This window comes from Anabaena azotica SJ-1 (genome assembly GCF_047275885.1).
Lineage (GTDB): Bacteria > Cyanobacteriota > Cyanobacteriia > Cyanobacteriales > Nostocaceae > Trichormus_B > Trichormus_B azotica_A.
Genome location: NZ_CP178454.1, coordinates 3,958,955 through 3,982,922 on the forward strand (window position 1 = coordinate 3,958,955; position 23,968 = coordinate 3,982,922).

General features: G+C 39.6%; 25 protein-coding genes. 9 read left to right on the plus strand and 16 right to left on the minus strand.

The genetic code is table 11. From position 1 onward, the window contains the following. Positions 1 to 121 precede the first annotated feature (121 nt). Positions 122 to 1,537 (plus strand): IctB family putative bicarbonate transporter, encoded by a 1,416-nt coding sequence (locus ACLLO5_RS17345; RefSeq protein WP_413171727.1) that lies wholly within the window; start codon positions 122 to 124, stop codon positions 1,535 to 1,537. Between the two features lie 126 nt (positions 1,538 to 1,663). Here the strand turns inward: ACLLO5_RS17345 and ACLLO5_RS17350 are convergent, their stop codons facing one another. Beyond that, positions 1,664 to 1,942: a WGxxGxxG family protein gene (locus ACLLO5_RS17350; protein ID WP_413171728.1), complete on the minus strand. Its 279-nt coding sequence runs from the start codon at positions 1,940 to 1,942 to the stop codon at positions 1,664 to 1,666. Positions 1,943 to 2,098: 156 nt separating this feature from the next. Beyond that, a complete protein-coding gene (gene smpB, locus ACLLO5_RS17355; RefSeq protein ID WP_413171729.1) occupies positions 2,099 to 2,566 on the minus strand; it encodes an SsrA-binding protein SmpB in 468 nt (155 codons plus the stop codon). Positions 2,567 to 2,874: 308 nt separating this feature from the next. On the opposite strand from smpB, the gene ACLLO5_RS17360 reads away from it, so the two are divergent. Continuing rightward, entirely contained in the window at positions 2,875 to 3,558 is a 684-nt protein-coding gene (locus ACLLO5_RS17360) for a response regulator transcription factor (RefSeq protein ID WP_413171730.1), read from the plus strand. A gap of 263 nt (positions 3,559 to 3,821) precedes the next feature. On the opposite strand, the gene ACLLO5_RS17365 is transcribed toward ACLLO5_RS17360, so the two are convergent. The 4 genes from ACLLO5_RS17365 to murC form a co-directional block, all read right to left on the minus strand. Then, the gene (locus ACLLO5_RS17365) at positions 3,822 to 4,295 is read right to left on the minus strand and encodes a low molecular weight protein-tyrosine-phosphatase (protein WP_413171731.1); all 474 of its coding nucleotides are present in this window, start codon (positions 4,293 to 4,295) and stop codon (positions 3,822 to 3,824) included. Positions 4,296 to 4,393: 98 nt separating this feature from the next. Beyond that, positions 4,394 to 4,744 (minus strand): YbaB/EbfC family nucleoid-associated protein, encoded by a 351-nt coding sequence (locus ACLLO5_RS17370; protein ID WP_413171732.1) that lies wholly within the window; start codon positions 4,742 to 4,744, stop codon positions 4,394 to 4,396. 180 nt (positions 4,745 to 4,924) lie between these two features. Further along, the gene (gene murB, locus ACLLO5_RS17375; RefSeq protein ID WP_413171733.1) at positions 4,925 to 5,923 is read right to left on the minus strand and encodes a UDP-N-acetylmuramate dehydrogenase; all 999 of its coding nucleotides are present in this window, start codon (positions 5,921 to 5,923) and stop codon (positions 4,925 to 4,927) included. 126 nt (positions 5,924 to 6,049) lie between these two features. Next, positions 6,050 to 7,531 (minus strand): UDP-N-acetylmuramate--L-alanine ligase, encoded by a 1,482-nt coding sequence (gene murC / locus ACLLO5_RS17380; RefSeq protein ID WP_413171734.1) that lies wholly within the window; start codon positions 7,529 to 7,531, stop codon positions 6,050 to 6,052. 452 nt (positions 7,532 to 7,983) lie between these two features. On the opposite strand from murC, the gene nadD reads away from it, so the two are divergent. Continuing rightward, on the plus strand, positions 7,984 to 8,610 hold the full coding sequence (gene nadD, locus ACLLO5_RS17385; RefSeq protein ID WP_413171735.1) for a nicotinate (nicotinamide) nucleotide adenylyltransferase: 627 nt from the start codon (positions 7,984 to 7,986) through the stop codon (positions 8,608 to 8,610). A 116-nt stretch (positions 8,611 to 8,726) separates the two neighbouring features. Continuing rightward, positions 8,727 to 9,740: a type I glyceraldehyde-3-phosphate dehydrogenase gene (locus ACLLO5_RS17390; protein ID WP_413171736.1), complete on the plus strand. Its 1,014-nt coding sequence runs from the start codon at positions 8,727 to 8,729 to the stop codon at positions 9,738 to 9,740. A 104-nt stretch (positions 9,741 to 9,844) separates the two neighbouring features. On the opposite strand, the gene thiL is transcribed toward ACLLO5_RS17390, so the two are convergent. Then, complete coding sequence (thiL, locus tag ACLLO5_RS17395; RefSeq protein ID WP_413171737.1) at positions 9,845 to 10,879, minus strand: thiamine-phosphate kinase; 1,035 nt, start codon at positions 10,877 to 10,879, stop codon at positions 9,845 to 9,847. A gap of 128 nt (positions 10,880 to 11,007) precedes the next feature. On the opposite strand from thiL, the gene ACLLO5_RS17400 reads away from it, so the two are divergent. Continuing rightward, a complete protein-coding gene (locus tag ACLLO5_RS17400) occupies positions 11,008 to 11,280 on the plus strand; it encodes a DUF2281 domain-containing protein (protein WP_413171738.1) in 273 nt (90 codons plus the stop codon). Continuing rightward, positions 11,277 to 11,678 carry a type II toxin-antitoxin system tRNA(fMet)-specific endonuclease VapC gene (vapC, locus tag ACLLO5_RS17405; protein WP_413171739.1) on the plus strand — a complete coding sequence of 134 codons (402 nt, stop codon included), beginning with the start codon at positions 11,277 to 11,279 and terminating at the stop codon, positions 11,676 to 11,678. Before ACLLO5_RS17400 ends, vapC begins: the two co-directional genes overlap by 4 nt. Positions 11,679 to 12,008: 330 nt before the next feature. Here the strand turns inward: vapC and ACLLO5_RS17410 are convergent, their stop codons facing one another. Beyond that, entirely contained in the window at positions 12,009 to 13,115 is a 1,107-nt protein-coding gene (locus ACLLO5_RS17410) for a peptidylprolyl isomerase (RefSeq protein ID WP_413176123.1), read from the minus strand. Between the two features lie 242 nt (positions 13,116 to 13,357). On the opposite strand from ACLLO5_RS17410, the gene efp reads away from it, so the two are divergent. Together efp and accB are read left to right on the plus strand one after the other, a co-directional pair. Continuing rightward, positions 13,358 to 13,915 carry an elongation factor P gene (gene efp, locus ACLLO5_RS17415; RefSeq protein ID WP_413171740.1) on the plus strand — a complete coding sequence of 186 codons (558 nt, stop codon included), beginning with the start codon at positions 13,358 to 13,360 and terminating at the stop codon, positions 13,913 to 13,915. 188 nt (positions 13,916 to 14,103) lie between these two features. Next, complete coding sequence (gene accB, locus ACLLO5_RS17420; RefSeq protein WP_413171741.1) at positions 14,104 to 14,634, plus strand: acetyl-CoA carboxylase biotin carboxyl carrier protein; 531 nt, start codon at positions 14,104 to 14,106, stop codon at positions 14,632 to 14,634. 198 nt (positions 14,635 to 14,832) lie between these two features. Here the strand turns inward: accB and ACLLO5_RS17425 are convergent, their stop codons facing one another. From ACLLO5_RS17425 to sufB, 8 genes are all read right to left on the minus strand, one after another. Beyond that, positions 14,833 to 15,447, minus strand: coding sequence for a GerMN domain-containing protein (locus ACLLO5_RS17425; RefSeq protein WP_413171742.1), 615 nt, complete (start codon positions 15,445 to 15,447; stop codon positions 14,833 to 14,835). Positions 15,448 to 16,296: 849 nt separating this feature from the next. After that, on the minus strand, positions 16,297 to 16,929 hold the full coding sequence (locus ACLLO5_RS17430; protein ID WP_413171743.1) for a Uma2 family endonuclease: 633 nt from the start codon (positions 16,927 to 16,929) through the stop codon (positions 16,297 to 16,299). 9 nt (positions 16,930 to 16,938) lie between these two features. After that, complete coding sequence (locus ACLLO5_RS17435; protein WP_413171744.1) at positions 16,939 to 17,538, minus strand: hypothetical protein; 600 nt, start codon at positions 17,536 to 17,538, stop codon at positions 16,939 to 16,941. A gap of 33 nt (positions 17,539 to 17,571) precedes the next feature. After that, entirely contained in the window at positions 17,572 to 17,829 is a 258-nt protein-coding gene (locus ACLLO5_RS17440; protein ID WP_413171745.1) for a hypothetical protein, read from the minus strand. Positions 17,830 to 17,892: 63 nt separating this feature from the next. Beyond that, positions 17,893 to 19,158, minus strand: coding sequence for a cysteine desulfurase (locus ACLLO5_RS17445; protein WP_413171746.1), 1,266 nt, complete (start codon positions 19,156 to 19,158; stop codon positions 17,893 to 17,895). A 184-nt stretch (positions 19,159 to 19,342) separates the two neighbouring features. Beyond that, entirely contained in the window at positions 19,343 to 20,671 is a 1,329-nt protein-coding gene (gene sufD / locus ACLLO5_RS17450; RefSeq protein ID WP_413171747.1) for a Fe-S cluster assembly protein SufD, read from the minus strand. Beyond that, entirely contained in the window at positions 20,671 to 21,456 is a 786-nt protein-coding gene (gene sufC / locus ACLLO5_RS17455) for a Fe-S cluster assembly ATPase SufC (RefSeq protein ID WP_413171748.1), read from the minus strand. Before sufC ends, sufD begins: the two co-directional genes overlap by 1 nt. A gap of 80 nt (positions 21,457 to 21,536) precedes the next feature. Further along, on the minus strand, positions 21,537 to 22,976 hold the full coding sequence (gene sufB, locus ACLLO5_RS17460) for a Fe-S cluster assembly protein SufB (RefSeq protein WP_413171749.1): 1,440 nt from the start codon (positions 22,974 to 22,976) through the stop codon (positions 21,537 to 21,539). A 207-nt stretch (positions 22,977 to 23,183) separates the two neighbouring features. Here sufB and sufR point away from each other — a divergent pair, with 207 nt between their 5' ends. Further along, complete coding sequence (sufR, locus tag ACLLO5_RS17465) at positions 23,184 to 23,855, plus strand: iron-sulfur cluster biosynthesis transcriptional regulator SufR (protein WP_413171750.1); 672 nt, start codon at positions 23,184 to 23,186, stop codon at positions 23,853 to 23,855. Positions 23,856 to 23,968: the final 113 nt, after the last annotated feature.

A 23,968-nucleotide genomic window follows, 5' to 3' on the forward strand; every position in this document is an offset into this window, starting at 1 on the left:
TCGCTATAAAAAAGTCCTAATTTTTCAATTGCCCATCTTGGTTGTTATCTTTATATAGCACTCGGATTATGATTGAGGCCAAGTTCTGCACACAATAGGTGCTGTTTGGTGACAACTTTTTATGAATTTAGTCTGGCAAAGATTTACTTTATCCTCTCTACCGCTCAAAGAATATCTGAATACCAGTTACCTGCATCGGTTTATGGTCGGGATTTTACGTCCTTGGCGGCAAACTAGTCTGTTGATGCAGTGGGGAGATACTATAGCGGCTGCTCTTCTTAGTCTCGTTTATGCTTTGGCACCTTTTGTCTCCACTGGTTTAATGCTGGTGTTGTTGGTGGCTTGTATAGGATTCTGGCTGTTGCTGACTTTATCGGATGAAAAAACTTCTGCAAATGTAGCTTCTGTAACCCCTATTCATCTTTTGGTATTGCTTTATTGGGGAATTGCGGCGATCGCTACTGCTTTATCTCCTGTGAAAAAGGCAGCTTTGAGTGATTTGGCGACATTATCACTCTATCTGTTACTTTTTACAGTCTGCGCGAGGGTGCTGAGGTTTTCCCGCATCCGGTCTTGGCTGATCACTCTTTATTTACACACATCCCTGATTGTCAGTGTGTATGGTATCAGGCAATGGTTTTTTGGTGCAAAGGCATTGGCGACTTGGGTTGATCCAGAGTCTCCTCTCTCCAAAACTACAAGGGTTTACAGTTATTTAGGTAATCCCAATTTATTAGCAGGATATCTCCTACCAGCCGTTGTTTTAAGTTTAGTAGCAATTTTTGCTTGGCAGGGTTGGATCAAGAAAGCTTTGGCGGTAACAATGTTTGCTGTTAATACCGTCTGTTTGGTTCTCACTTATAGCCGTGGGGGCTGGATTGCTTTAGTAGTGGCATTTTTAACCGCAATGGCCTTGTTGGTTTATTGGTGGAGTCTAGAAATGCCACCATTTTGGCGTACTTGGTCATTACCAATTATTCTCGGTAGTTTAATTGGATTATTAGTGCTGGCTATGATTTTTGTTGAACCTGTACGCTTGCGGGTTGTGAGTATTTTTGCAGACCGTCAAGATAGTAGTAATAATTTTCGCCGAAATGTTTGGGATGCTGTCTTTAGGATGATAGGCGATCGCCCGATTATTGGTATTGGCCCTGGACACCATTCTTTTAACAAGGTTTATCCTCTCTACCAACAACCCCGCTATACTGCTTTGAGCGCCTATTCAATTTTTCTAGAAGTGGCTGTGGAAACTGGCTTTATGGGTTTAGCTTGTTTCTTGTGGTTAATAATTGTCACTTTTAATACAGCTTTTATCCAACTCCAAAGATTTCGTCAATCAAGAAATATAGAAGGATTTTGGGTAATTGGAGCGATCGCTGCTTTGCTAGGTATGCTTGCTCACGGCATGGTAGATACCGTCTGGTATCGTCCCTCAGTTAACACCCTTTGGTGGCTCATGGTTGCTTTGGTTGCCAGCTATTGGACTCCTTTAGCTCAAACTACAAACCAACCTAACCCAGAACCCGAACTCAACTAATATACAACAACAATGAAGTCTAGTTGTCAGTATCATTTTTACTGACAACCGACAATTTTTTGTTCCATAACTTGCCTAAACCAACTCAGCATCCTTATATCCCAAATCTAAATTCTAAAATCCAAATTAATCCCTGTAACTAGTAGCCCCTGGTGCATTGGGGTCACGATAACGGGTTGGTTCTTCTTCACGTCTTTTACCCACTAAACCAGCTAGACCTATTAGCCCAAGTAGTCCTAACCAACCCCAATTCACATCATTACGATCATCATAAACAGTTCTGTTGGGTACAGTATCAGTTCTGGGTTGAGTTACTTGGGCTTGCGCTGGTAGACTTACAGGTAAAATTCCCATACTCAAAGTCAGAACTCCAGCGCCAATAGTTTTAGTGAAATTACTTTTCATGGTGAAAGTTCCTTATACCTGACTCTCACCACTGTATCTATTCCCAAAATTGGGTTAATCAATCTACAGCTATAAACTAGGTTTTGTCTTAAATCATGCTAAGGACATATTACAGCAGGAGTCAGGAGTAAAAATTTCACCCTCACAATCCTCTTGTCAATAACTTTTCATTGCTCTTTGAATATCACGCTGATCTTCACGGCGTTTTATATCTTCGCGCTTGTCATGAACTTTCTTGCCTTTACCCAAGCCGATGCTCAGTTTTACCCAGCCCCCTTTAAAATACATTTTTAACGGCACTAGAGTTAAACCTTGCTGTTCCACTTTACCAATTAGCTTGCGGATTTCTTGACGATGCAGCAGTAATTTTCGTGTGCGACGTGGTTCATGATTAAAATATTGTCCACTGGAAGTGTATGGAGAAATATGTGCATTTATCAACCATGCTTCACCATTGCGAATCAACGCATAGCCGTCTTTGAGATTAACTTTACCCGCACGAATGGATTTTACCTCAGTACCTGTTAGTTGAATTCCTACTTCGTAGGTTTCTAAGATTTCATACAAATAACGGGCTTGTCGATTGTCGGTAATAACTTTAAAACCTTCGTTTTTGTCACTCATTGAAAATTTCTTTGTATTAAATTATATTTAAAGATACTGTGTAATTTGAATAACCAGACTGAACCAACTAGGGTTACATTTAATTCAATCCATTATTATAGCATTCTTATTCCTGGTAACTTATATTAAGTTTTATGAATACTTCCTAAGCATTTAAGATTTTCTTTATAAATCATCCTAAATGCAGTCAATAGTAAGTAATCCTGTCATAGTATGAAACATAAGAACACTATTATTACCAGTTTATATTGATAGTGTTCATCAAAAGCAAATTGCTGGAGAACAAAAATGCTAGGGGTGTACTGTCCATGGCCTTAAAAATCCTTGTAGTGGATGACGACTTGGGTACTCGTCTGTCTATTAGCGATTATCTTGAACTGTCCGGCTATTTAGTGATTATGGCTGATGACGGTCAAGAGGCTTTGGCTATGGTAGAAGAGAACAATCCTGATTTAATTGTTACGGATATTGTCATGCCACGGTTGAATGGCTATGAATTAGTGCGTCGGGTACGCCAAAAAGCGGAGTTTAGGTTATTACCTGTAATTTTGTTAACAGCACGAACTAAAACCCAAGAAAGAATTCTCGGATATCAATCAGGCTGCGATTTATATTTACCTAAGCCTTTTGAATTGGAAGAGTTAGCAGCAGCGATTAGGAATTTACTAGAGCGATCGCAAATAATTCAATCAGAGTACCGTTTTCCTCATCAAGACAATCTAGAGACTTCCATAACCGGAAAACTCCGAGATAGTAATCATGCCTTATCTACCCAAATTCATGCACCTAAACTGCTCTCATCACTAACGACCAGAGAACAAGAAGTTCTAGAATTATTGACTCATGGTTTATCTAATGCCGATATAGGTCATCAATTACACCTGAGTCCACGAACAGTAGAAAAGTATGTCAGCAGTTTATTGAGAAAAACTTTAACAAGCAATCGAGCCGAACTTGTACGTTTTGCTATGAAGCATGGTCTGGTGGAGTAACAGTAGTTCAGGAGTTCAGGAGTTCAGGAGTTCAGGAGTCAGGAGTCAGGAGTCAGGAGTCAGGAGTCAGGAGGATAAGAAAAAAAATTCTCCGTTAAGCCTGATCATATTTTCATATTAGGTAATTTTTTAATCAGATATGAGTAGATTTAGACAGATATTTTGATTCAATTACTAGCCCCCTCTGCCCCTCTGCTCCCCTGCTCCCCTGCTCCCCTGCTCCCCTGCTCCTCTGCCCCTCTGCCCCCCTGCTCCCCTGCTCCCTACAACCTATTAATGTATTCCAACAACCCTTCACAAGCATCAATGAGGAGATCAATCACCCGATTAAATCCTTCTGTTCCGCCATAATAGGGGTCAGGAACTTCTTTGAGGGTGTGTCTAGAACAAAAATCACACATCAAGCGCACTTTATGGTGATATTGTCCTGAACGGTCAACAGCCAGGATATTTTCATAATTGTCTTTATCCATTGCCAGAATTAAATCAAACTCTTGGAAGTCTGATTTTTGAAACTGACGAGCTTGACCAAGGAGTTTAATTCCCAACTTGGACACAGCAGCCGCACTCATCCGTCGGTCAGGTGGACTGCCAATGTGATAACTAGAAGTACCAGCAGAATCACAATAAATGCTATCGCTCAATCCAGCCTGTAAAACCAGATGATTCATAATATTTTCTGCTGAGGGCGATCGGCAAATGTTACCCAAGCAGACAAACAGTAATTTGTAAGCCATAAATTTTGTTTTGGGTGTCAGTGATAGGGGTTTAGCATTGCGCTTTACCCCTACTTGTTTTACTACTGACTAATGACTAATAACTAATGACTAATTAACTACAATCCTGGAAGTTCTAACCCACTAGTCAAGTCTTCCATGCGTTCCCGCATTGTAGCAGTGGACTTATTGTAGGCATCTTTCATAGCCGCTGTGATCAGATCAGAAAGTACATCTGCACCTTCACCCAAAGCATCTGGGGAAATTTCTACTCTCTTGGGTTCTTGGTTGCCGCTGACAATAACCTTGATCAGTCCACCACCAGACTCTCCTTGGATCTCCATTTGCTCTAATTCTTCCTGGAGACGCTTTGCACCTTCTTGAACTTGCTGGGCTTTTTGAAAAGCTGCCGCTAGTTCTTTCATTTTTCCTAGTCCAAAACCAAAACCCTGGCCTTTTCCTGCTGTCATAATTAATTGTCCACTTGTACTTTGAATAACAAATCAAATTCAATTATAGATGTGGTAGGTAATTGGTAATGGGTAATTGGTGATTGGTGATTGGTAATTGGGAAGAAAAAATAAACTCTTGCCTTTTGCCTCTTGCCTCTTGCCTTCTTTCTGTCACCTGTCACCTGTCACCTGTCCCCATCAGCCAACTGGTTGAAACTCACCGATCATTTTAACTTCTGGCTCTAACCAAATTGACCAACGTTCTTGTACCTCACGTTGAATATGACTAATAAGACAGAAGATATCGCTGGCTTTAGCCCCGCCACGATTAACGATAAAATTGGCGTGAAGTTGGGCAACTTGCGCCCCACCAATTTGGTAGCCTTTTAAACCAGCCTGTTCAATCAACCAACCAGCAGAATATGGTTTAGGATTGCGGAAAACACTACCACAACTAGGATAGTTGTAAGGTTGGGTAGTCAGCCGATGTTGTTTATGTTCTTTGGTTGTGGCTGTGACTTGTGCTGGATCTGCTCCTGGTTGGAGTTGGAAGGTGGCTTGAGTGACTATACGTTTACCCCCTTGCAATAATGAAGTTCGGTATTGATAACCTAATTCAGCAGGGGTAAGAGTTTCTAATCTACCATCTGGTAAGAGTAATTCAGCACTAACTAACATATCTGCAATGCAGCTATTATGCGCTCCTGCATTCATAACAACAGCACCACCAACAGTTCCAGGGATACCAACAGCCCACTCTAAACCTTGCCATCCTAAATCTGCTGCTTCCCATGCCAAGCTAGGAATAGATTCTCCGGCAGCAACTGTCAATTGACCTGTTTGTAGGTCGAAGTGCTTAGAACGAAAATGACGAGTAGCAATCACTAAGCCCGGTATACCTTGATCACTTACTAATAAGTTAGAACCGGCTCCAAGTATGGTTACTGGCAAATTTAAGTCTTTTGCGTACTCAATACTTGCTTGTAGAGCTTCTAAACTACGGGGGGCGACATACCATTCAGCAGATCCCCCAACTCTATAGGAAGTAAATGCTGATAAAGAAGCTGCGGACTTAATCACACAATCAGTGCCTCTTAAGTGAATTATGTTTCTTTCACTTGAATTGGCTTTTTCCTGTTTATTGGTAGTCAAAGCAGAAATCATGCAGACGTTTCCAGATACCTGGGAGGTTGTCATCTTTACTTTTTTTGCGAATTTTTGTTACAAAAACTTACCGTATTGCTACGGTACTATTATTAAATGATGAAACTATTGCTAGATGAAGAATTGGCTCACAGAGAAAACCTAGCAAGTTGGGTCTACTTACGATGTCGCCGTAGCCGGTTCACGAAGTGTGGCAATGACTTCAGGAATTGCCTGATTCAAATTACCTGCACCTAAAAATAGTGCTAAGTCTCCAGGGCGTAGTGTTGACAACAATAATTCACAGATAGAAGATAAAGTTGGTTGATAAATAACTTGGGGATGTTGCTTGGCAATTTCATCTGCCAGTTGTTCACCAGTAATTTGTCCTAAATCGGGTTCACCAGCACTGTAAATGTCAGTCAATACGACTAAGTCAGCATGGGCAAATGACCCAGCAAATTCATCTAAAAATGTGAGTGTACGACTATAACGATGTGGTTGGAAAATAGCAACTACCCGTTGTCCTGGTCTAGCTTGGAGACGTGCTGCTGCAAGAGTTGCACGAATTTCGCTAGGGTGATGGGCATAATCATCAATGAAGGTAATACCAGCGGCTTCCCCCCGGAACTCAAAGCGCCGTCTTGCACCTTCAAAGGTGGCTATACCTTTGGCGATTTCCCCAAATTCTAAACCCAGAGAGCGCCCTACCGCAACTGCTGCTAGAGCATTGCTGAGATTATGCCGACTTAGGAGGCGTAAATTTAATACGCCTAAAGCTTTGCCTTTTTCCCAAACTAGTGCTGTTGTCCCATCAGCACGATAGTCAATATTGGTGACTGTATAATCGGCGTTGGTTTCTGGATGTAAACTGTAACTAATAGTTGGCTTCAGGCGTTGTCCTGGAAGAGCGAAGCGATCGCGCACTGTGTCACAATCAATGCTACCTACCAAAATTTGGCAACCTTGGGCAAATTTTTGGAAAGTGTCTACTACTTCTTCTAAATTCTCGTAGTGGTCGGGATGATCTAGTTCAATATTAGTTATAACTCCAATAGCTGGGGAGTGTTTGACGAGTGAACCATCAGATTCATCTGCCTCAGCGACTAGATACTTACTTTCCCCTAATCTAGCATTACCTTCCCAGGCGTTAACTTCACCACCAACCAAAATTGTTGGGTCAAGACCAGCTTGTAGCAGCATATAACCAATCATGCTACTGGTTGTAGTTTTACCATGAGTGCCTGCCACAGCAATGCTGTAGTAATCAGCAATCAAGGCGGCTAATACATCTGAACGGTGTAAAATTGGACAACCCAATTCTAGAGCCGCTTTGTATTCTAAATTATTCGTGTTAATAGCTGTGGAACAAATTACTTGGGGTAATAATGTTTTGGTAGCAGACAGTTGTTCTTGAGAATTTAGTAATACTCCATCAGTCGATACTTGGGGACGAAAGAATTCAAGGTTGCTGGCTTCTTGTCTACTAAAAATGTGCGCGCCAAGAGATTCTAACTTACGGGTAATTTGATTAGGACGCAAGTCAGAACCGGATACTGGCAACTGACGCTTTGCTAAAACATAAGCCAGCGCAGACATTCCTATCCCGCCAATCCCTATGAAATGAAATGGTCTACCGCTAAAATCTATAGAATTATTCATCTTTTTTTCCTCTAACACCACACCAAATAATCATGACAAATGACACGGGTATCATAACAGGATTTTGATTTTTGCAGATACGGCTCCTGTCATATAGTCATGGCTGAATAAAGAGTTAATTTTTTACTGTGGTTTTGTTTGTTCAAAAAAATATTACCCTCAACCGAGATTTTTTCTATTGCTGATATCTTTGTATGATCATTCTGAAAATTGGGGCTACATCGGGAAAATTTTTCTTGTAATTTTGAACACATATTTTTATTTACCTTACTGGAATTAATGGCTGATTTGAAATTGCCTTCAGCCTCAGCTTGAGTTGACTACAATAGTACATTGGGAGTGAAAATATTATTCAACCAGTTGGAGAAAGATATCTCTGGACTCAAGTTGGTAGTCTAGATAGAAACCCCTGTCTATCCATCTAACCTAATAATTCCCAAGTTCTGAACTGGATGCAACAAGTAGCGATTTTTGGTGGCACATTTGACCCCATTCATTGGGGACATCTGCTTGTGGCCACAACAGCGTTGGAACAATTACATCTAGAACAGGTAATTTGGGTAGTCTCAAAAAATCCTCCTCATAAACAAGCAGCTTTATTTGAGCATCGGGTAGCTATGCTGCAACTAGCCACGAAACACAACCCAAGCTTTACTGTCTCACTAGTTGAAAAAAAGCACTCTGGGGTTTCATACTCCATCAATACCCTGATTGAATTATCTGCTTGTTACCCAAATACTCATTGGTACTGGATTATTGGTTTGGATGCATTCCAAACTTTACCCCGTTGGTATCGTGGACAAGAACTAGCACAAATGTGTGATTGGTTAATCGCACCCCGACTGGTAGGTGGTGAGACTATAGCTCAAAGTGAGTCAATCTGCAAGCAAGTGGAACAACAACTTAACGAACAATCATATACCATCAATTGGCAATTATTGCATACACCTTTAGTAAGATTTTCGTCTAGTCTAATACGCGAACTTTGTCGCCAAGGTGGTGCAATTGGTGATTTAGTACCTGATCCGGTCAGATCCTACATCGTCAATCACAACCTTTACACAAATAATTCTGAATAAATTATGTGTTTTTTTTTAGATCTAACGCTTTATGGTTATAAAGACTCCCCCCCTTTGCGATATGATTGGGGTCAACGATATCAACATATAGGCATAAATACAGAGGGCAAGACACTGTGATTAGAGTTGCAATCAATGGTTTCGGGCGCATTGGACGGAACTTCGCACGCTGCTGGGTGGGTAGAGAAAATAGCCAAATTGAGCTTGTGGCTATCAATGACACCTCTGACCCTAGAACCAATGCTCACCTCCTCAGATATGACTCTATGCTAGGGAGGTTACAAAATGCCGATATTAGTGCTGATGATAATTCCATCACCGTCAATGGTAAGACGATTAAATGCGTATCTGATCGCAACCCAGATAACTTGCCCTGGAAAGAGTGGAACATTGACCTGATTATTGAATCAACTGGTGTTTTTACCAGCAAAGAAGGGGCAATGAGGCACGTAAATGCTGGTGCTAAGAAGGTTCTGATTACTGCCCCTGGTAAAAATGAAGATGGTACTTTTGTAATGGGTGTGAATCATCATGATTATGATCACAACTTACACAACATCATTAGTAATGCCAGCTGTACTACTAACTGTTTGGCTCCCATTGCAAAGGTGTTAAATGAGAAATTTGGCATCATCAAAGGCACAATGACCACTACTCACAGCTACACTGGAGACCAGCGTTTGTTAGACGCTTCTCACCGTGATTTACGTCGCGCAAGAGCAGCAGCTATTAACATTGTTCCCACTTCCACTGGTGCGGCAAAAGCAGTGGCATTGGTACTTCCAGACCTGAAAGGTAAGCTTAATGGTGTAGCTTTGCGTGTACCTACCCCCAACGTTTCTATGGTGGATTTTGTGGTTCAGACCGAGAAGCGCACTATTACTGAAGAAGTTAACCAAGCTCTTAAAGAAGCTTCTGAAGGTTCACTCAAAGGTATTTTAGGTTACAGCGAACTTCAACTTGTATCTTCTGATTATCAAGGTACAAATGAGTCTTCTATTGTTGATGCCAACTTAACTATCGTCATGGGTAATGACATGGTGAAAGTCATGGCATGGTATGACAATGAGTGGGGTTACAGCCAACGCGTTCTAGATTTGGCTGAATTAGTAGCTCAAAAATGGGTTTAATTAGGTGACAGTTGACAGGTGACAGGTAACAGTAAAAGGCAGAGGATTCAGAGGACAGAGGAGAATTATTTTCTATCTATTCCCTGTTCCTTGTTCCCTGTTCCTTAACCAAAATGTTGAAATCCCTGGCTAAGACTTAAAACTTGGTCGGGGATTTTTTTGTTTTCATGTTGTAATATGACTCTTGAGCCTGGTGTAATTGTGCCTATTATGGATGCTTCTGCACCTAATTTTTGGACTAATGTTAATGCTGCTTGTGGTGGTAAGCACAGGACTAATTCAAAATCTTCACCACCGTATAGGGCATAATTGAGCGATCGCTCTGGTGTCAGCCAATGATTAAATGCTGATGGTAGAGGAATTTTACTCGCTTCTAAAATAGCACCAACTCTACTAGCACGACAGATTTGCAATACAGCGTCTGCTAAACCATCGCTGCTGTCCATACCAGCAATTTTAGATTTTGGATTTTGGATTTTGGATTGAGATTCTACAATTTCCCACAAAATAGGTATAACATCTAAACGGGGTTTGGGGCGCTGGTGGGCTGTGATTAAAGCTGTCTTTGCTTCAGTTTTGAGGTTTTGACTTATTTGGGGATTGAGGAGTAATTCTAAGCCCGCACGGGAGGCTCCATGTATACCTGTGACGATGATTGCATCTCCTACCTGTGCTGTTGAACGACGGATAATAAAATCGGGGTTGGCTTGACCAAAAGCGGTAATTGCTAAAGTGGTGATGGGCGATCGCACAATATCACCTCCAACTATAGGCACATTGTACTTTTGCAAACATTCTGTCATTCCCTGATACAGTCTTTCCACCCAACTCACAGCAACATCTCCAGGTAAACCCAACCCGATGGTGATACCCAAGGGAAAAGCACCCATAGCGGCTAAATCTGACAAATTAGCGGCTGCTGCACGCCAACCTGCATCTTCTGCTGAAGTGGTAATATCACTAAAATGCACGCCATCAACTAGCATATCTGTGGTAACAACCAAAGATTCTTCTGCTTTTGTAGCTAAAACTGCTGCATCATCACCAATAATGTCTGGTGGACAAAAGCGTTGTAATCTTTCTAGAAGACCTTGTTCGCCAATATCTCGAACTTTTAGGGAAGATAAATTATTATTCACAATAATGCTGATAATTGGTAATTGGTAATTGGTAATTGGTAATTGATTTGAGATTTATGGATTTGTAATTTTTTAGGCGATTATAATTAAAGAAGTTAGTTTTTAATAGATGATGAGGATGTTTAATTATGACTCAAGCACTAGAAAAGCCTAAATCTATTTTAAAAATTATTGAAAGTTTAACGCCTCAACAACAGGAAGAAGTGTTAAATTTTATTGAGTTTTTACAGTTTAAATCACAAAAACATGATATCGACACAAAAAGTCAACCTCAACAAAAATCATCAGAGGAATTAGGCTGGCCTCCTGGTTTTTTTGAACAGACCTATGGTAGTTGTCAGGATGATCCCATTATTCTTGATGATGAGGATAATTTTGCAGAAAAAGAACAAGCCGCATGATTTATTTACTAGATACTAATGTTTGCGCTCGTTATCTTAATGGGAAATCTTTGACAATTCGGCAGCGTTTACGCTCAACAAAATTGACGGATATTGCGGTTTGTTCTGTAGTTAAAGGCGAGTTATTTTATGGTGCAATGAAAAGCAATAATCTTGAAAAAACCCTTGCTAGACAGCAAGATTTTCTCAAGTTGTTTATTTCACTGCCCTTTGATGATGATGCTTCTCTAATTTACGGAAGAATTCGTGCAGAATTATCAGCAAAAGGAATTATGATTGGTTCTAATGATTTACAAATTGCTGCTATTGCTATGTCCAATAATTTGATATTGGTGACACATAATGTCAAAGAATTTAGTCGGGTAAATGGTTTGCAGTTTGAAGATTGGGAAATTTAATTTTCATTTGCTAATATTAAAAATATTAAAAAATATGCTTCTTCGGTACTTTTTATGGAGAACCCAGTTCAAAATCGTTGAAAGCCTTATTGTGTCGGCTTTTCATTGAAAATATTGGGCATGATCGTTTAGAAGCCTTACAGAGTAAGGGTTTTGTTTTTATCAATCCTCAATTACCATAAAATCTACGCAAGAACCAAAAATATAAATATATCTCACGAAAAGGCTAAAAGTTACTCAAAATAAGAGTAGAAATAAACAAATAAACGACAGCAAACCTGATAGATTTTAGATTTCAGAATTAATCTAAAATCTAAAATCCAAAATTAATTAAGTTGTCTGTGGCTGAACTAAATTTTCCATACCTTGAACAACAGTTGCTGATTCAATTGTGTCACCAGCTTTGAGTTTATCTAAAATCTCTCTACCTTCTGTCAGATAGCCAAACACTGTATAGCGACCATCTAAAAGATTACGTCCTGCGGGAGTAAGTTCTGGTTCAAAGAGGAAGAAGAAAACTTGAGAAGAAGCACCATTTGCATCACCTTCGGGGCGTGCCATTGCTAAAGCACCAAAGGAGGAAAAAGGTAATACTGGCATATCTAAATAACGTCCAGCATCTTCGAGAGTAATACCGTAGGTTGGTTCTTTTTCGCCTTCTACTAAAATTTCTAAGGGAATAGCCCGATATTTACCTGTTTTGGGATCAATAAAACCGACTTCTTTGCCTTCTGGATCACCTGTTTGCAATACATAAGATTCTTCAGAACGGGTAAATTCTAAACCGTTATAAAAACCTCGTTGGACTAAATCGACAAAATTACCAGCAGTTACAGGGGCGCTATAACCATCTACGACCACGGTAAGATCGCCTTTGTTGGTTTTGAAAGCGATAGTAGCGCGACCTTTGAGTTGTGGTAAATTGCTGTATTCAGCAGGAACTTCAAAGGGGAATTCCTTCACCATTGATTCTTCTAGCAAGGTGACGAGGCTGAGTAATTTAGCTCTGCCTTCCAGAATAGGGTCTTTTTGTTTGTTTTTGACTACTTCTTGCAGTTCTGCTATGCCAGATTTTAACTCAGTAATCCAAGCTTCGGCTTGGGGTTGGCGTTCTTCGGGAACGCTTGCTAAGATTTGGGAGGGTTTATCGAGAATCCGTGATGCTTGGCTGAGGTCTCTGGAAACTGCACCCCAACGTTTATTAGCACGCAGTTGGTTAGAAATATCTTCTAAACTAGCTTGCAGTTTTCTGACTGGTTGATTATCTATGGGGAGTGCATACCTTAACAAGGCTTTGCCGTCGGTAATTGCATTCCCAGATGGTAGGGCGGCATAACTGGAAGTAGTCCACCCGACTGTACTTATGCCTAAAAGTATTGTTACCAGGAGTATTGCCTTTAGGCTGTGTTTCAGCCAGGACTTTAATAAATTAAACATGGATTTGCTCAAATGCAGCATCAAATTGTTGAGAAGGAAATCACCCATGAATAATCTTCCCACAGTAACAGTCCTGAGTCTTGAGTTTTTTATCAGTAGTCTTTTGCTAGTGAGGAGTTAAGAAGGCAGGTGATAGTGAACAGTGAACAATAAACCGTGATAACTGGTCACTAGTAACTGATAACTGACTACCTTTGAAGGGTACAATAAATGCCGATTGTCTTGCAAAAATTGAAAGTTTCATGATCTCCAGTAATGATTTTCGACCCGGTGTTTCTATTGTCCTAGACGGGTCTGTATGGCGAGTGGTTGAATTTCTCCATGTTAAGCCTGGGAAGGGTTCTGCTTTTGTCAGAACTAAGCTGAAAAATGTCCAGAACGGGAGCGTGGTAGAAAAAACGTTCAGGGCTGGTGAAACAGTACCCCAAGCTACCTTGGAAAAGATCACGATGCAGCATACCTATAAAGAAGGTGAAGAATTCGTCTTTATGGATATGGAAACCTATGAAGAAGGTAGATTGACGGCTGCACAAATTGGCGATCGCGTAAAGTATCTTAAGGAAGGTATGGAAGCCAACGTTATTCGTTGGGGCGAACAAGTGCTAGAAGTGGAACTACCTAATTCTGTAGTTCTGGAAGTTGTGCAAACAGATCCTGGTATTAAAGGTGATACTGCCACGGGTGGCACTAAACCCGCAATTGTGGAAACTGGTGCAACAGTAATGGTTCCCTTGTTTATTACTCAAGGAGAACGTATAAAGATAGATACCAGGGAAGATAAATACTTGGGCAGGGAATAATTTTGATTTCTCCTGATACCAAGTTGGAATAGTGATTAAGTAATGGGTAATAGGCAATTATTATTTCCAATTACAAATCCAAAATCTAAAATTGGTAATACCGATTTCAATCCCTTGTTTATATAGGGATTTTAATCCCTGCCACACTTAAGATTCTCATTTACGGTTAGGTCGAGGAAAAAAAAACTGTGCCATTAGACTTTAATGAAATCCGCCAACTACTGGCAACTATTGCACAAACGGATATTGCCGAAGTAACCCTCAAAAGCGACGATTTTGAGTTAATAGTACGTAAAGGTGTCAGTCCTGTATTGTCAGTGGGTCAAGCAACACTAGGCGGTGTGGTTGGTTCGGGATTGACATCGGTGACAACAGGAAACCAAATAGCATCCACACAGCTACCAGAAGCGGCCACCAGCCGTGATAATTCTGTAGGTGGGGGGCAATCACCTTTGTCAGTGAACACGCCTTCAGCCAGATTTGTAGAGGTGCAATCTCCGATGGTAGGAACTTTTTACCGCGCACCAGCACCTGGTGAAGCGCCATTTGTGGAAGTAGGCGATCGCGTCCGCAGTGGTCAATCAGTCTGTATCATTGAAGCAATGAAACTGATGAATGAAATTGAAGCAGAAGTTTCTGGACAGGTAATGGAAATTTTGGTGCAAAATGGCGAACCTGTCGAATATGGTCAACCTTTGATGCGAATTAACCCTGATTAACTATTAATCTATCTATGACATAAGTCATTGTTAAAACTCTGATTACTTGCGGGTTAATCCTGATGAAACAAACGTTGTCTATACCACCAGAAATAGTGCAACAAGTAGTCTAATACTTCAGCCTACCAAGTGAATCTAGAAATTAGTCAGTTGTCAGTTGCGAAAAAAACTAATAATCCACTGACCACTGACCACTGACTAAAGAGGATAATTTTTGTTAAAGGTTTCACGAGTGAGTGGTTGTTGTAATTCCACTCCTTCTCCACCTAAAACATCTAACTGCTTACCATTAACCTCAATGTAAACCTTGGCGTTAGGATTAAGTGTTGTAGCTGTGTAGACAACCTGACCTATACGACCAACCATTGAGGTACTACCACCACCACTAGTAAAATCTTCTGATAAATTGACGTGAACATCATTATTTTCCACTTTCAGTCCCAGTAGTTGAGTTCCTTTGGGAATAGTTGTGGAATCTGTACCTTCAGTTGGCCCCGCTAATAAAGTTTTAAAAGCAGTTTCTAAAGCTTTGTTAGGTTGTGCAGCCGCAATTTTCACAGGCTGAGGAACTAACTCCAGGCTTTTTTCTGTTGGTCTCAGCCAATATATATTGGCACTTTGTTCATTACCTGGCTGGGTAGTTAATGGCTGTTGAGGCTGTCTAATGCTTTGAGAAGGGTTTCCTGGTGTGGGAGTATTGGGTGTTTGGGAAGTCAACCAAGCTACCCCACCACTTACCGCTACAACCGCAGCTGAGACGGCTGCTATTACACCTGAAGAAACATTACGGTTAGTTCTTTGTTGGTCATTCATATATAAAACCTACTTGACAAAGGGCTGAAATACTGTTTATAAGAGGAGCAGCCTGGTTAAAGACGATGGGGATGCGTGGGCAGTTTCTTAAAATTGGTAGATGCCTGAATATGTGAAAATGATGCTGATTTTAATTTGGCCTGTCTCATCCCATTTGGGATGCGAGATTAGGAATCCTGCTGGTTAGGCTATTTCAGCAATTTGTAATGTGACACCCACAGTAACTTTATCTCATCTTTAATTTTAGGTTGACAGTTCTTGTCCGTCACCTGAAACTTTATGTAAATATAATCATTTCTTGAAATACGGGCTTTAAGAGGATGTACGGAAGGATATTTAATACTATGCCTCTTGATTGTTGGTTAAGTTAAACATCGCTAGGAAGTATTTAAGTCTCTGTGTACCTTTGCTACTTGAATCTACTCTTTAAACTACCTTATTTGAGTTCACTATTCCGTAATTTCATAATATAAAATCCTAAAATCTTATATATAACAATCCTAATAGTTGAGGATAATCATAAATTTCCTTCCATTACTGACAAAGTTACTCATCGTCTAATTGCACACCTTCAATTAATTTATGAGCAGTTTCAGACATTTCTGTTGTATAATATTGTAGTTTATTATTGATCAATGAAGTTTTCTTTATTTCTGTTTCCCGTCCAGTTATCTGTATATAACTTGGATACAAACATTGTTTCTTCCTTGTCTTTGGGGGTGTAACTTCAATTATTTTAGTGCCACTGGGAGTAATAATTTCTAATTCTTATATACCTAATTGATAAGCCAAGCACCTTGTAAACCACAAGCACGACACGATTATATACGATACTACCAAATAAATAAACTAACCTATTTTTCCTCTCACCCAACTGCGGAAAGATTTCAACAAAGCAATTTCACCCATTGTTTTACTTTGCTGGATAAATCTATTTATATCATCAACAGAAACTAGAGAGAAAGCCATACTAAACTTAATCTCAATATATTGATTTTCCAGCAATTGATAAAATTTCACAACTTCACCGTCATATCTCCAAAGTTCAGCCACACCTAAAGCCGCATAAATATTAAACTTATTCACCGAACTGCTAGTAATATCAATTTCAACTGCTAAATCAGGAGGAGGATCTATTTCTAAATTTAAAGTTTCTCTACCTCTAATAGCCGCTTCATGTTGAATATAAAAACAACTATCTGGTTCTATTCCCTTTGCAAAGAGTTTACGTTTTAATGTTGTAGAACCAGCACTTCTAAGTTCTATATCTAATTCTTCAGCTAAAGCAATGATAAAATTACCAAAATTGCTTTTCGGGTTTTCGTGTTCAAATAGTGGAGTCATGATTTCTAAAGTACCGCAGTCATAAGCAAAGCGAGAACCCCTATCCTCACCTGTATCTCTCAACAAGGCTTCAAAGGTATCCCAGCTAACGTTATATAAAACTGTTCTTTGTTCAGCAGGAATTGACTCCAGAAGCATATACAATACCTATTCCATCACGATACTAGATAAAATACCTAAAATCTTACCGATATTATTAATATAATATTCGCTTAAGTCAATTTCTACCACTTGATTAATAAGTTTTAAAAATTTCCAGTTAGTACCAGTGGTGACAGTTCCATAAATTGTTTGAATGTTATTACCTTCACGTTCATTAAACATTCTTGCAGCGATCATTTCCGCCACACATTGTCCCAAACCTGCATTAATATTTTCTTTTTTAGCTTCTACAATTGTTACAACTGGAGCATTAACAATTAATAATTCAGGTGAACGGCTAATAATAAAATCACAATTACCGTTTAATCCTTGTGCGGTATCTACAGTAAAATCAATCCCTGAGAATAAACTGATTTGATTGTTTAAAAATTTTCTAGCGGCTATTAAAATCGGCGCAATTATCATTTCAGAACGTGCTTTTTCCGTATTACTAGCCAGAGCCAAAGGGACATTTTCTTGTAATAAATCTGCTAATAAAGCTGGACATTCAATTTCTGGAATAGATGCAAAAATATTAACTTTGTCTATAATAGTTAAAGCAAAGGCTTTTCTAACTTTATCTAAAGTGAATTCACTATATGACATTTGATTTATTTCTGTAAGTTACCTACCCTAAATTTATTCTTCATCATCATCAGGTAATTTTTCCATTTCTTCAGCAATTAATTCCTGAAAATCATCTCCATAATGAACATTCAAATGAATTGTAGCACTTAGCAAGTCTGCCAAAATTTCCGCTTTTTGTCTAGCACTCAAATGAGGTGTCTGAAGTTGATAAATTAAAGCCGTAATATGTTGACATTCTGCGCCTAATTCTGTAATTTCTGCTTTCAGAATAGAATTAGCAATAGGAAGGGAGCGATCGCTAATTTGCATAATTATTTACTCAGTTGTATAATTATACATCAAAAAAGGTGGGAATTTACCCACCCTGTGCATTTACTCACCGAACACACTAGCAAAAAAGTCCAGCGTCTCCTTCAAAGCCTTGATGAAAACATCAATTTCCTCACGGGTATTATAAAAAGATAAACTTACCCGTGCAGTTCCCGCTAAATTTAAATAACGGTGTAATGGTTGTGTACAATGATGTCCAGAACGTATGGCTACACCTTCTTGATCTAACAATGTTGCTAAATCATTGGCGTGGACACCTTCTGCTGTAAAAGCTGCTAATGCGGCTCTACCTTCCCCTTGAGCATTAGGTTTTGGTCCATAGATTCTAATTTGGGGTATTTGTTCTAATTGCTCGAACAAATAAGCTGTTAATTCTGCTTCATAAGCATGGATTTTATCCATACCTATATTAGTAAGATAATCTATGGCTGCACCGAGTGCGATCGCTTCCCCAATTGCAGGTGTACCAGCTTCAAATTTATGGGGTAATTCTGCATAGGTAGAATGGTCTAAATATACCTCTGCAATCATTTCACCACCACCAAAAAATGGTGGCATTGCTTCTAATAATTCCAATTTACCATATAAAAAGCCAATGCCAGTTGGAGCTAACATTTTATGTCCAGAAGCGACCAACCAATCACAGTCAATTTCTTGGACATCAATAGGCATATGAGGGACACTTTGGCAAGCATCCATTAAGAATTTCGCATCGTATCTGTGAGCAATTTCGGCTATTTCTTTGACTGGGTTAATACAACCCAAAGTGTTAGAGACATGAACCACTGACACCAGTTTTGTTTTTTCTGAAATCAGTTGTTTAAACTGTTCCAAATCAAAAGTTTCTTCTGGTGTTAATTCGACAAATTTTAATATTGCGCCTGTTTTTTGGGCAACAAATTGCCAAGGAACAATATTACTATGGTGTTCCATTACTGAGAGAATAATTTCATCCCCCGGCTGTAAATTGTTCATTCCCCAACTGTAAGCTACTAGGTTAATAGCTTCACTAGCGTTGCGAGTGTAAACAATTTCTTGGCGTGATTTCGCATTAATAAAATTAGTAATCTTATCCCGTGCTGCTTCATAAGCATCAGTAGCTTTCGCACTCAAAAAATGTGCGCCACGATGGACATTAGAATTATATTGTTCGTAATAATCGCGCCAAGCATTTAATACAGCTAAAGGCTTTTGGGAAGTAGCAGCGTTGTCGAGGTAAACAAGGGGTTTACCGTGGACTTCCTGATGTAATATTGGGAAGTCTTTGCGAACTTTGTCAGCTAGGGTTTTGGTAGAAGTGAATGTCATAATTTAAGGAGTTCAGGAGTTCAGGAGTTACAGAAGTTCAGAATAATAAATAGATTTTACGATTTATGCAGAATTTAAGAAGAATGAACCGCGAAGACGCAAAGGACGCGAAGAGAAGAAGTTTACAGAGAGATTTCTCGTGAGTTTCCCCACTTTTTCAAGGTGGGGTTTTTGGGTGTTTTGGTTATTTATTCGTGAGACTGACGACTGTTTTCAACAGTTTGTCTCGCAATGAAGGAATAGGGATTAAGTTAATAATTTCCGAAGCGAAAGCATTAACTAATAACTTGCGTGCATTATTTTCATCAATACCACGACTTTGCAGATAGAAAATTTCATCATCCTCTAACTGACTGACAGTAGCACCATGAGCGCATTTAACATTATCAGCAGTAATTTCCAGTTGGGGTTTGGTATCAATTCGCGCTTTGGATGATAGCAATAGATTGCGGTTTAACTGAGATGCGTCCGTTAACTGTGCGGGTTTAGGAACGAAAACCTTACCATTAAATACACCATGAGCGCGATCGCCTATAATGCACTTATGTAGCTGTTTACTTATACCATGAGGATGATTCAGAGCGATCGCACTGTGAGTATCAGCTAATTGTTTTTCAGCAATAACAGTTAAACCATTGAGAATGGTTTCCGTTTGCTCACCAGTCTGCAAAATCTCTAAATTATGACGTGACAGCTTACCACCAATAGTCACAGCATCACAGCTATAACGACTATACCTCGCTTGTGTTACCGCAGTTTTACCAATGTGGAAAGCTGCATCACCTTCTAACACAACTCTAGTATGACTCACCTGAGCATTTTCATTTACCCAGATTTCCGTAACACTATTAGTAAAGTAAACCGCTTCCTCTGTGTCTTTGTGGTTTCTATACTCTTCAATTAAACTCACTTGAGAGTTACTTTCAGCGACTACTAAACAACGAGGTTGGGAAATAGTCGCAGACTCACCAGACACAGAAACAAATAGTAGATGAATAGGTTCTTCAACCACCACATTTTTACTAGCCCATACCACCGCGACATCATTTAAAGCCGCAGTATTTAAAGCAGTAAAAACTTCCTTTGCACCTTCAGCTTGGGCTAAATATTCCTCGACAACTTCACCAGGTAAAACATCTAAATTACCGATTATTAACCCAGCAGGTAAATTTTTAGTATTCGATAAATCAGGTGCATAAACACCATTTACAAACACTAACCGCTGAGAAACTTCAGGTAAAATCAAATCATTTTGTTGTAGGGATATTCCATGGAAAGCCTCTACATTATTGAATGTTACCTGTTTCAAAGGCGATAAATCAGTAAAACGCCATTCTTCCTCGCGCGTATTAGGGATAACAGAATGACGAACCCAATTAGCAGCACCGTCGCGTAAATCTTGTAACCAACCATCTTCTTTTTTGGTAGTTACCCGACTTAATAAATCACTCAAAAAAGCATCTCTGTCTAACAAAGAATCAGGAATAGAACTAGGAGAAACTTGAATAGTCATTATACACCTACTCCCAAAGCTTCTTCCAACACCCAATCATAACCGCGAGATTCTAATTCTAAAGCCAACTCCTTACCACCACTTCTAATAATTTGTCCCTGTGCCATAACATGAACAAAATCAGGAACAATATAATCTAAAAGACGCTGATAGTGAGTAATCATAATTGTGGCATTTTCAGGACTGGTTAATTGATTAACCCCATTAGCCACAATTTTCAAAGCGTCGATATCCAAACCCGAATCAGTTTCATCTAAAATTGCCAGCTTTGGTTCTAAAATCGCCATTTGCAGAATTTCATTCCGCTTTTTTTCACCACCAGAAAAACCCTCATTTACACTGCGGTTAAGAAAAGCAGGATTCATTTTTACAACATCCAACTTTTCCTCAACCAAATCATCAAAATCGAAAGCGTCTAACTCCTCCAACCCTCGCGCTTTTTGACGGGAATTATAAGCAACCCGTAAAAAATCTAAATTGCTCACACCGGGAATTTCCAAAGGGTATTGAAAAGCCAGAAATACACCACTTCTAGCTCTTTCAGCAGCTTCCATTTCCAAAAGATTTTGACCTTGGAAAATCACCTCACCACCAGTCACAGTATAAGCCGGATGTCCAGCTAACACCTTAGAAAAGGTACTCTTACCAGAACCATTTGGACCCATAATCGCGTGAATTTCACCAGCGCGAACATCCAAATTCAAACCCTTTAAAATTGGAGTTCCATCAACATCAGCAGTCAAACCCTTAACCGACAAAATCAAATCACTATTCTCAATAATCATCTTCTCTCTCTCTTCTTTCTTCTTACTTCGCGTCCTTAGTGCCTTCGCGGTTCATTCAAAAAAACCTCAAAGAAAACATATCAACCAACACTACCTTCCAACTTCAGACTCAACAACTTATCAGCCTCAACAGCAAACTCCATAGGAAGCTGATTAAAAACATCCTTACAGAAACCGCTAATCATCATAGAAATAGCATCTTCTGGAGAAATACCGCGTTGAGCAAAAAAGAACAATTGATCTTCACCAATTTTAGAAGTAGAAGCTTCATGCTCAACCTTTCCAGTATTATTCTGAACTTGAATATAAGGAAAAGTATTAGCTTGAGCATTATCCCCAATTAACATCGAATCACATTGAGAATAATTTCTCGCACCCTTAGCAGTAGGATTAATCTTCACCAAACCCCGGTAACTATTGCTAGATTTACCAGCAGAAATACCTTTAGAAATAATAGTGCTGCGAGTGTTTTTACCAATGTGAATCATCTTTGTTCCGGTGTCAGCTTGCTGCATATTATTTGTCAGCGCCACTGAATAAAATTCACCCACAGAATTATCACCCACCAAGACGCAACTAGGATACTTCCAAGTAATAGCTGAACCCGTTTCTACTTGAGTCCAAGAAATCTTAGAATTGACACCTTGACACAAACCGCGCTTAGTTACAAAGTTGTAAATTCCACCTTTACCATTTTCGTCTCCAGCGTACCAATTCTGCACGGTAGAGTATTTAATTTCCGCATTATCTAAAGCAACCAATTCCACCACCGCGGCGTGTAACTGGTTACTGTCATACATGGGTGCTGTACAACCTTCTAAGTAAGAAACATAACTACCTTCTTCGGCGATAATTAAAGTCCGTTCAAACTGTCCTGTATCACCGGAGTTAATACGGAAATATGTAGACAATTCCATTGGGCATTTTAAGCCTTTGGGAATATAAACGAAAGAACCATCGCTGAATACAGCCGCATTTAAAGCAGCAAAATAATTATCAGCAATGGGAACAACGCTACCCAAATATTTTTTAACCAGTTCTGGATGTTCTTGCAGAGCTTCAGAAATAGAACAGAAAATTACGCCATCTTTGGCAAGTTTCTCTTTATATGTAGTGGCGACAGAAACGCTATCAAAAATCGCATCAACAGCAACATTAGTCAATCGCTTTTGTTCATTTAAAGGAATACCTAACTTCGCGAAGGTTTCCAACAAAGTGGGATCAACTTCATCTAAACTATTGAGCTTTGCTTTCTTTTGTTTCGGTGCAGAATAATAAATAATATCCTGATAATTAATAGGCGGATAAGTGACATGAGGCCAAGTTGGTTCTGTCATTTTCAGCCATTGGTGGTAGGCGCGGAGACGATACTCCAACATGAATTCCGGTTCGTTCTTTTTGGCGGAAATCAGGCGAATAACGTCTTCATTTAGCCCACGGGGGATAGTATCGGCTTCAATATCGGTAACAAAGCCGTACTTGTAAGGTTGGTTGACTAAGGTTGTGACAGATGCGCTCATCGGTTCTCTTGTTTTCTCTTTAAAGGATGGGCGACGGGCTGCTTAACGCTGATTCCCGTTTTGTGTTACCGATCGCTAACAGGACTGCTAGAATAGGCTTAACGACTAAAACAACTCGGCAGTTGTTTAATCTATTTTCATTGTACGATAGATTAACAACAACAATGTTGTTTAAGTCAATTTTTTCAGAAAATTTTTGGGACTAAAATGGCCACTACCCAGCAGTCCACAACAAAGCAGGATATTTTAGAGTATCTTTTGAAACAAATACAAGCCACCGCCTTGGAGCTTGCAGAAGCGTTAGATGTCAGTCCCCAAGCTATTCGCCGTCATTTAAAGGATTTAGAGGCGGATAATTTAGTTATATATTTTATACCTGAGCAAGTGGGTATGGGTCGTCCCCAGCATCTTTATCAGCTAAGTCAAAGAGGACGGGAACAATTACAAAGAAATGTAAACCGCTTGAGTGACGGTTATGGTGAGTTTGCTGTTTCCCTGTTGGATACCTTAGCGGCCACTGTGGGACGGGAGCAAGTTAAGACTATTTTACAAAAGCAGTGGGAACGTAAGGCGCAAGAATATCGAGAAAGAGTAGGTACTGGTTCTTTGCAGGAACGGGTTGCAAATTTGGTAGAACTGCGAAAAGCGGAAGGGTTTATGGCGGAATTTTACCCTGTCGAATCAGATTCTACTGACGGTGAAAGATTCATTTTTATGGAACACACCTGCGCTATTTCTAATGTTGCAGAATCGTTTCCTAGTGTGTGCGGCCATGAGTTAGAAATGTTTGCGGCGATTTTACCAGATTGTACTGTAGAACGGACTCACTGGTTGATTGATGGTGAACATCGTTGTGGTTATTTGGTACAAAAAAGTTAAGTGAGGTTAATTGTGTGCTTCTATACTCACCCGGAAATCAATTTCCGGGCTAATAGCTAAAGTACGTTAAAACGTACTCTGGTTAATTCAATAAATTATTACTTTACAAAATC

Bases quoted from the DNA above. Each gene is read 5' to 3' on its own strand.
- ACLLO5_RS17345 (WP_413171727.1), top strand. From the start codon at position 122: ATGAATTTAGTCTGGCAAAGATTTACTTTATCCTCTCTACCGCTCAAA.
- ACLLO5_RS17350 (WP_413171728.1), bottom strand. From the start codon at position 1,942: ATGAAAAGTAATTTCACTAAAACTATTGGCGCTGGAGTTCTGACTTTG.
- smpB (WP_413171729.1), bottom strand. From the start codon at position 2,566: ATGAGTGACAAAAACGAAGGTTTTAAAGTTATTACCGACAATCGACAA.
- ACLLO5_RS17360 (WP_413171730.1), top strand. From the start codon at position 2,875: ATGGCCTTAAAAATCCTTGTAGTGGATGACGACTTGGGTACTCGTCTG.
- ACLLO5_RS17365 (WP_413171731.1), bottom strand. From the start codon at position 4,295: ATGGCTTACAAATTACTGTTTGTCTGCTTGGGTAACATTTGCCGATCG.
- ACLLO5_RS17370 (WP_413171732.1), bottom strand. From the start codon at position 4,744: ATGACAGCAGGAAAAGGCCAGGGTTTTGGTTTTGGACTAGGAAAAATG.
- murB (WP_413171733.1), bottom strand. From the start codon at position 5,923: ATGACAACCTCCCAGGTATCTGGAAACGTCTGCATGATTTCTGCTTTG.
- murC (WP_413171734.1), bottom strand. From the start codon at position 7,531: ATGAATAATTCTATAGATTTTAGCGGTAGACCATTTCATTTCATAGGG.
- nadD (WP_413171735.1), top strand. From the start codon at position 7,984: ATGCAACAAGTAGCGATTTTTGGTGGCACATTTGACCCCATTCATTGG.
- ACLLO5_RS17400 (WP_413171738.1), top strand. From the start codon at position 11,008: ATGACTCAAGCACTAGAAAAGCCTAAATCTATTTTAAAAATTATTGAA.
- vapC (WP_413171739.1), top strand. From the start codon at position 11,277: ATGATTTATTTACTAGATACTAATGTTTGCGCTCGTTATCTTAATGGG.
- ACLLO5_RS17410 (WP_413176123.1), bottom strand. From the start codon at position 13,115: ATGTTTAATTTATTAAAGTCCTGGCTGAAACACAGCCTAAAGGCAATA.
- efp (WP_413171740.1), top strand. From the start codon at position 13,358: ATGATCTCCAGTAATGATTTTCGACCCGGTGTTTCTATTGTCCTAGAC.
- ACLLO5_RS17425 (WP_413171742.1), bottom strand. From the start codon at position 15,447: ATGAATGACCAACAAAGAACTAACCGTAATGTTTCTTCAGGTGTAATA.
- ACLLO5_RS17430 (WP_413171743.1), bottom strand. From the start codon at position 16,929: ATGCTTCTGGAGTCAATTCCTGCTGAACAAAGAACAGTTTTATATAAC.
- ACLLO5_RS17435 (WP_413171744.1), bottom strand. From the start codon at position 17,538: ATGTCATATAGTGAATTCACTTTAGATAAAGTTAGAAAAGCCTTTGCT.
- ACLLO5_RS17440 (WP_413171745.1), bottom strand. From the start codon at position 17,829: ATGCAAATTAGCGATCGCTCCCTTCCTATTGCTAATTCTATTCTGAAA.
- ACLLO5_RS17445 (WP_413171746.1), bottom strand. From the start codon at position 19,158: ATGACATTCACTTCTACCAAAACCCTAGCTGACAAAGTTCGCAAAGAC.
- sufD (WP_413171747.1), bottom strand. From the start codon at position 20,671: ATGACTATTCAAGTTTCTCCTAGTTCTATTCCTGATTCTTTGTTAGAC.
- sufC (WP_413171748.1), bottom strand. From the start codon at position 21,456: ATGATTATTGAGAATAGTGATTTGATTTTGTCGGTTAAGGGTTTGACT.
- sufB (WP_413171749.1), bottom strand. From the start codon at position 22,976: ATGAGCGCATCTGTCACAACCTTAGTCAACCAACCTTACAAGTACGGC.
- sufR (WP_413171750.1), top strand. From the start codon at position 23,184: ATGGCCACTACCCAGCAGTCCACAACAAAGCAGGATATTTTAGAGTAT.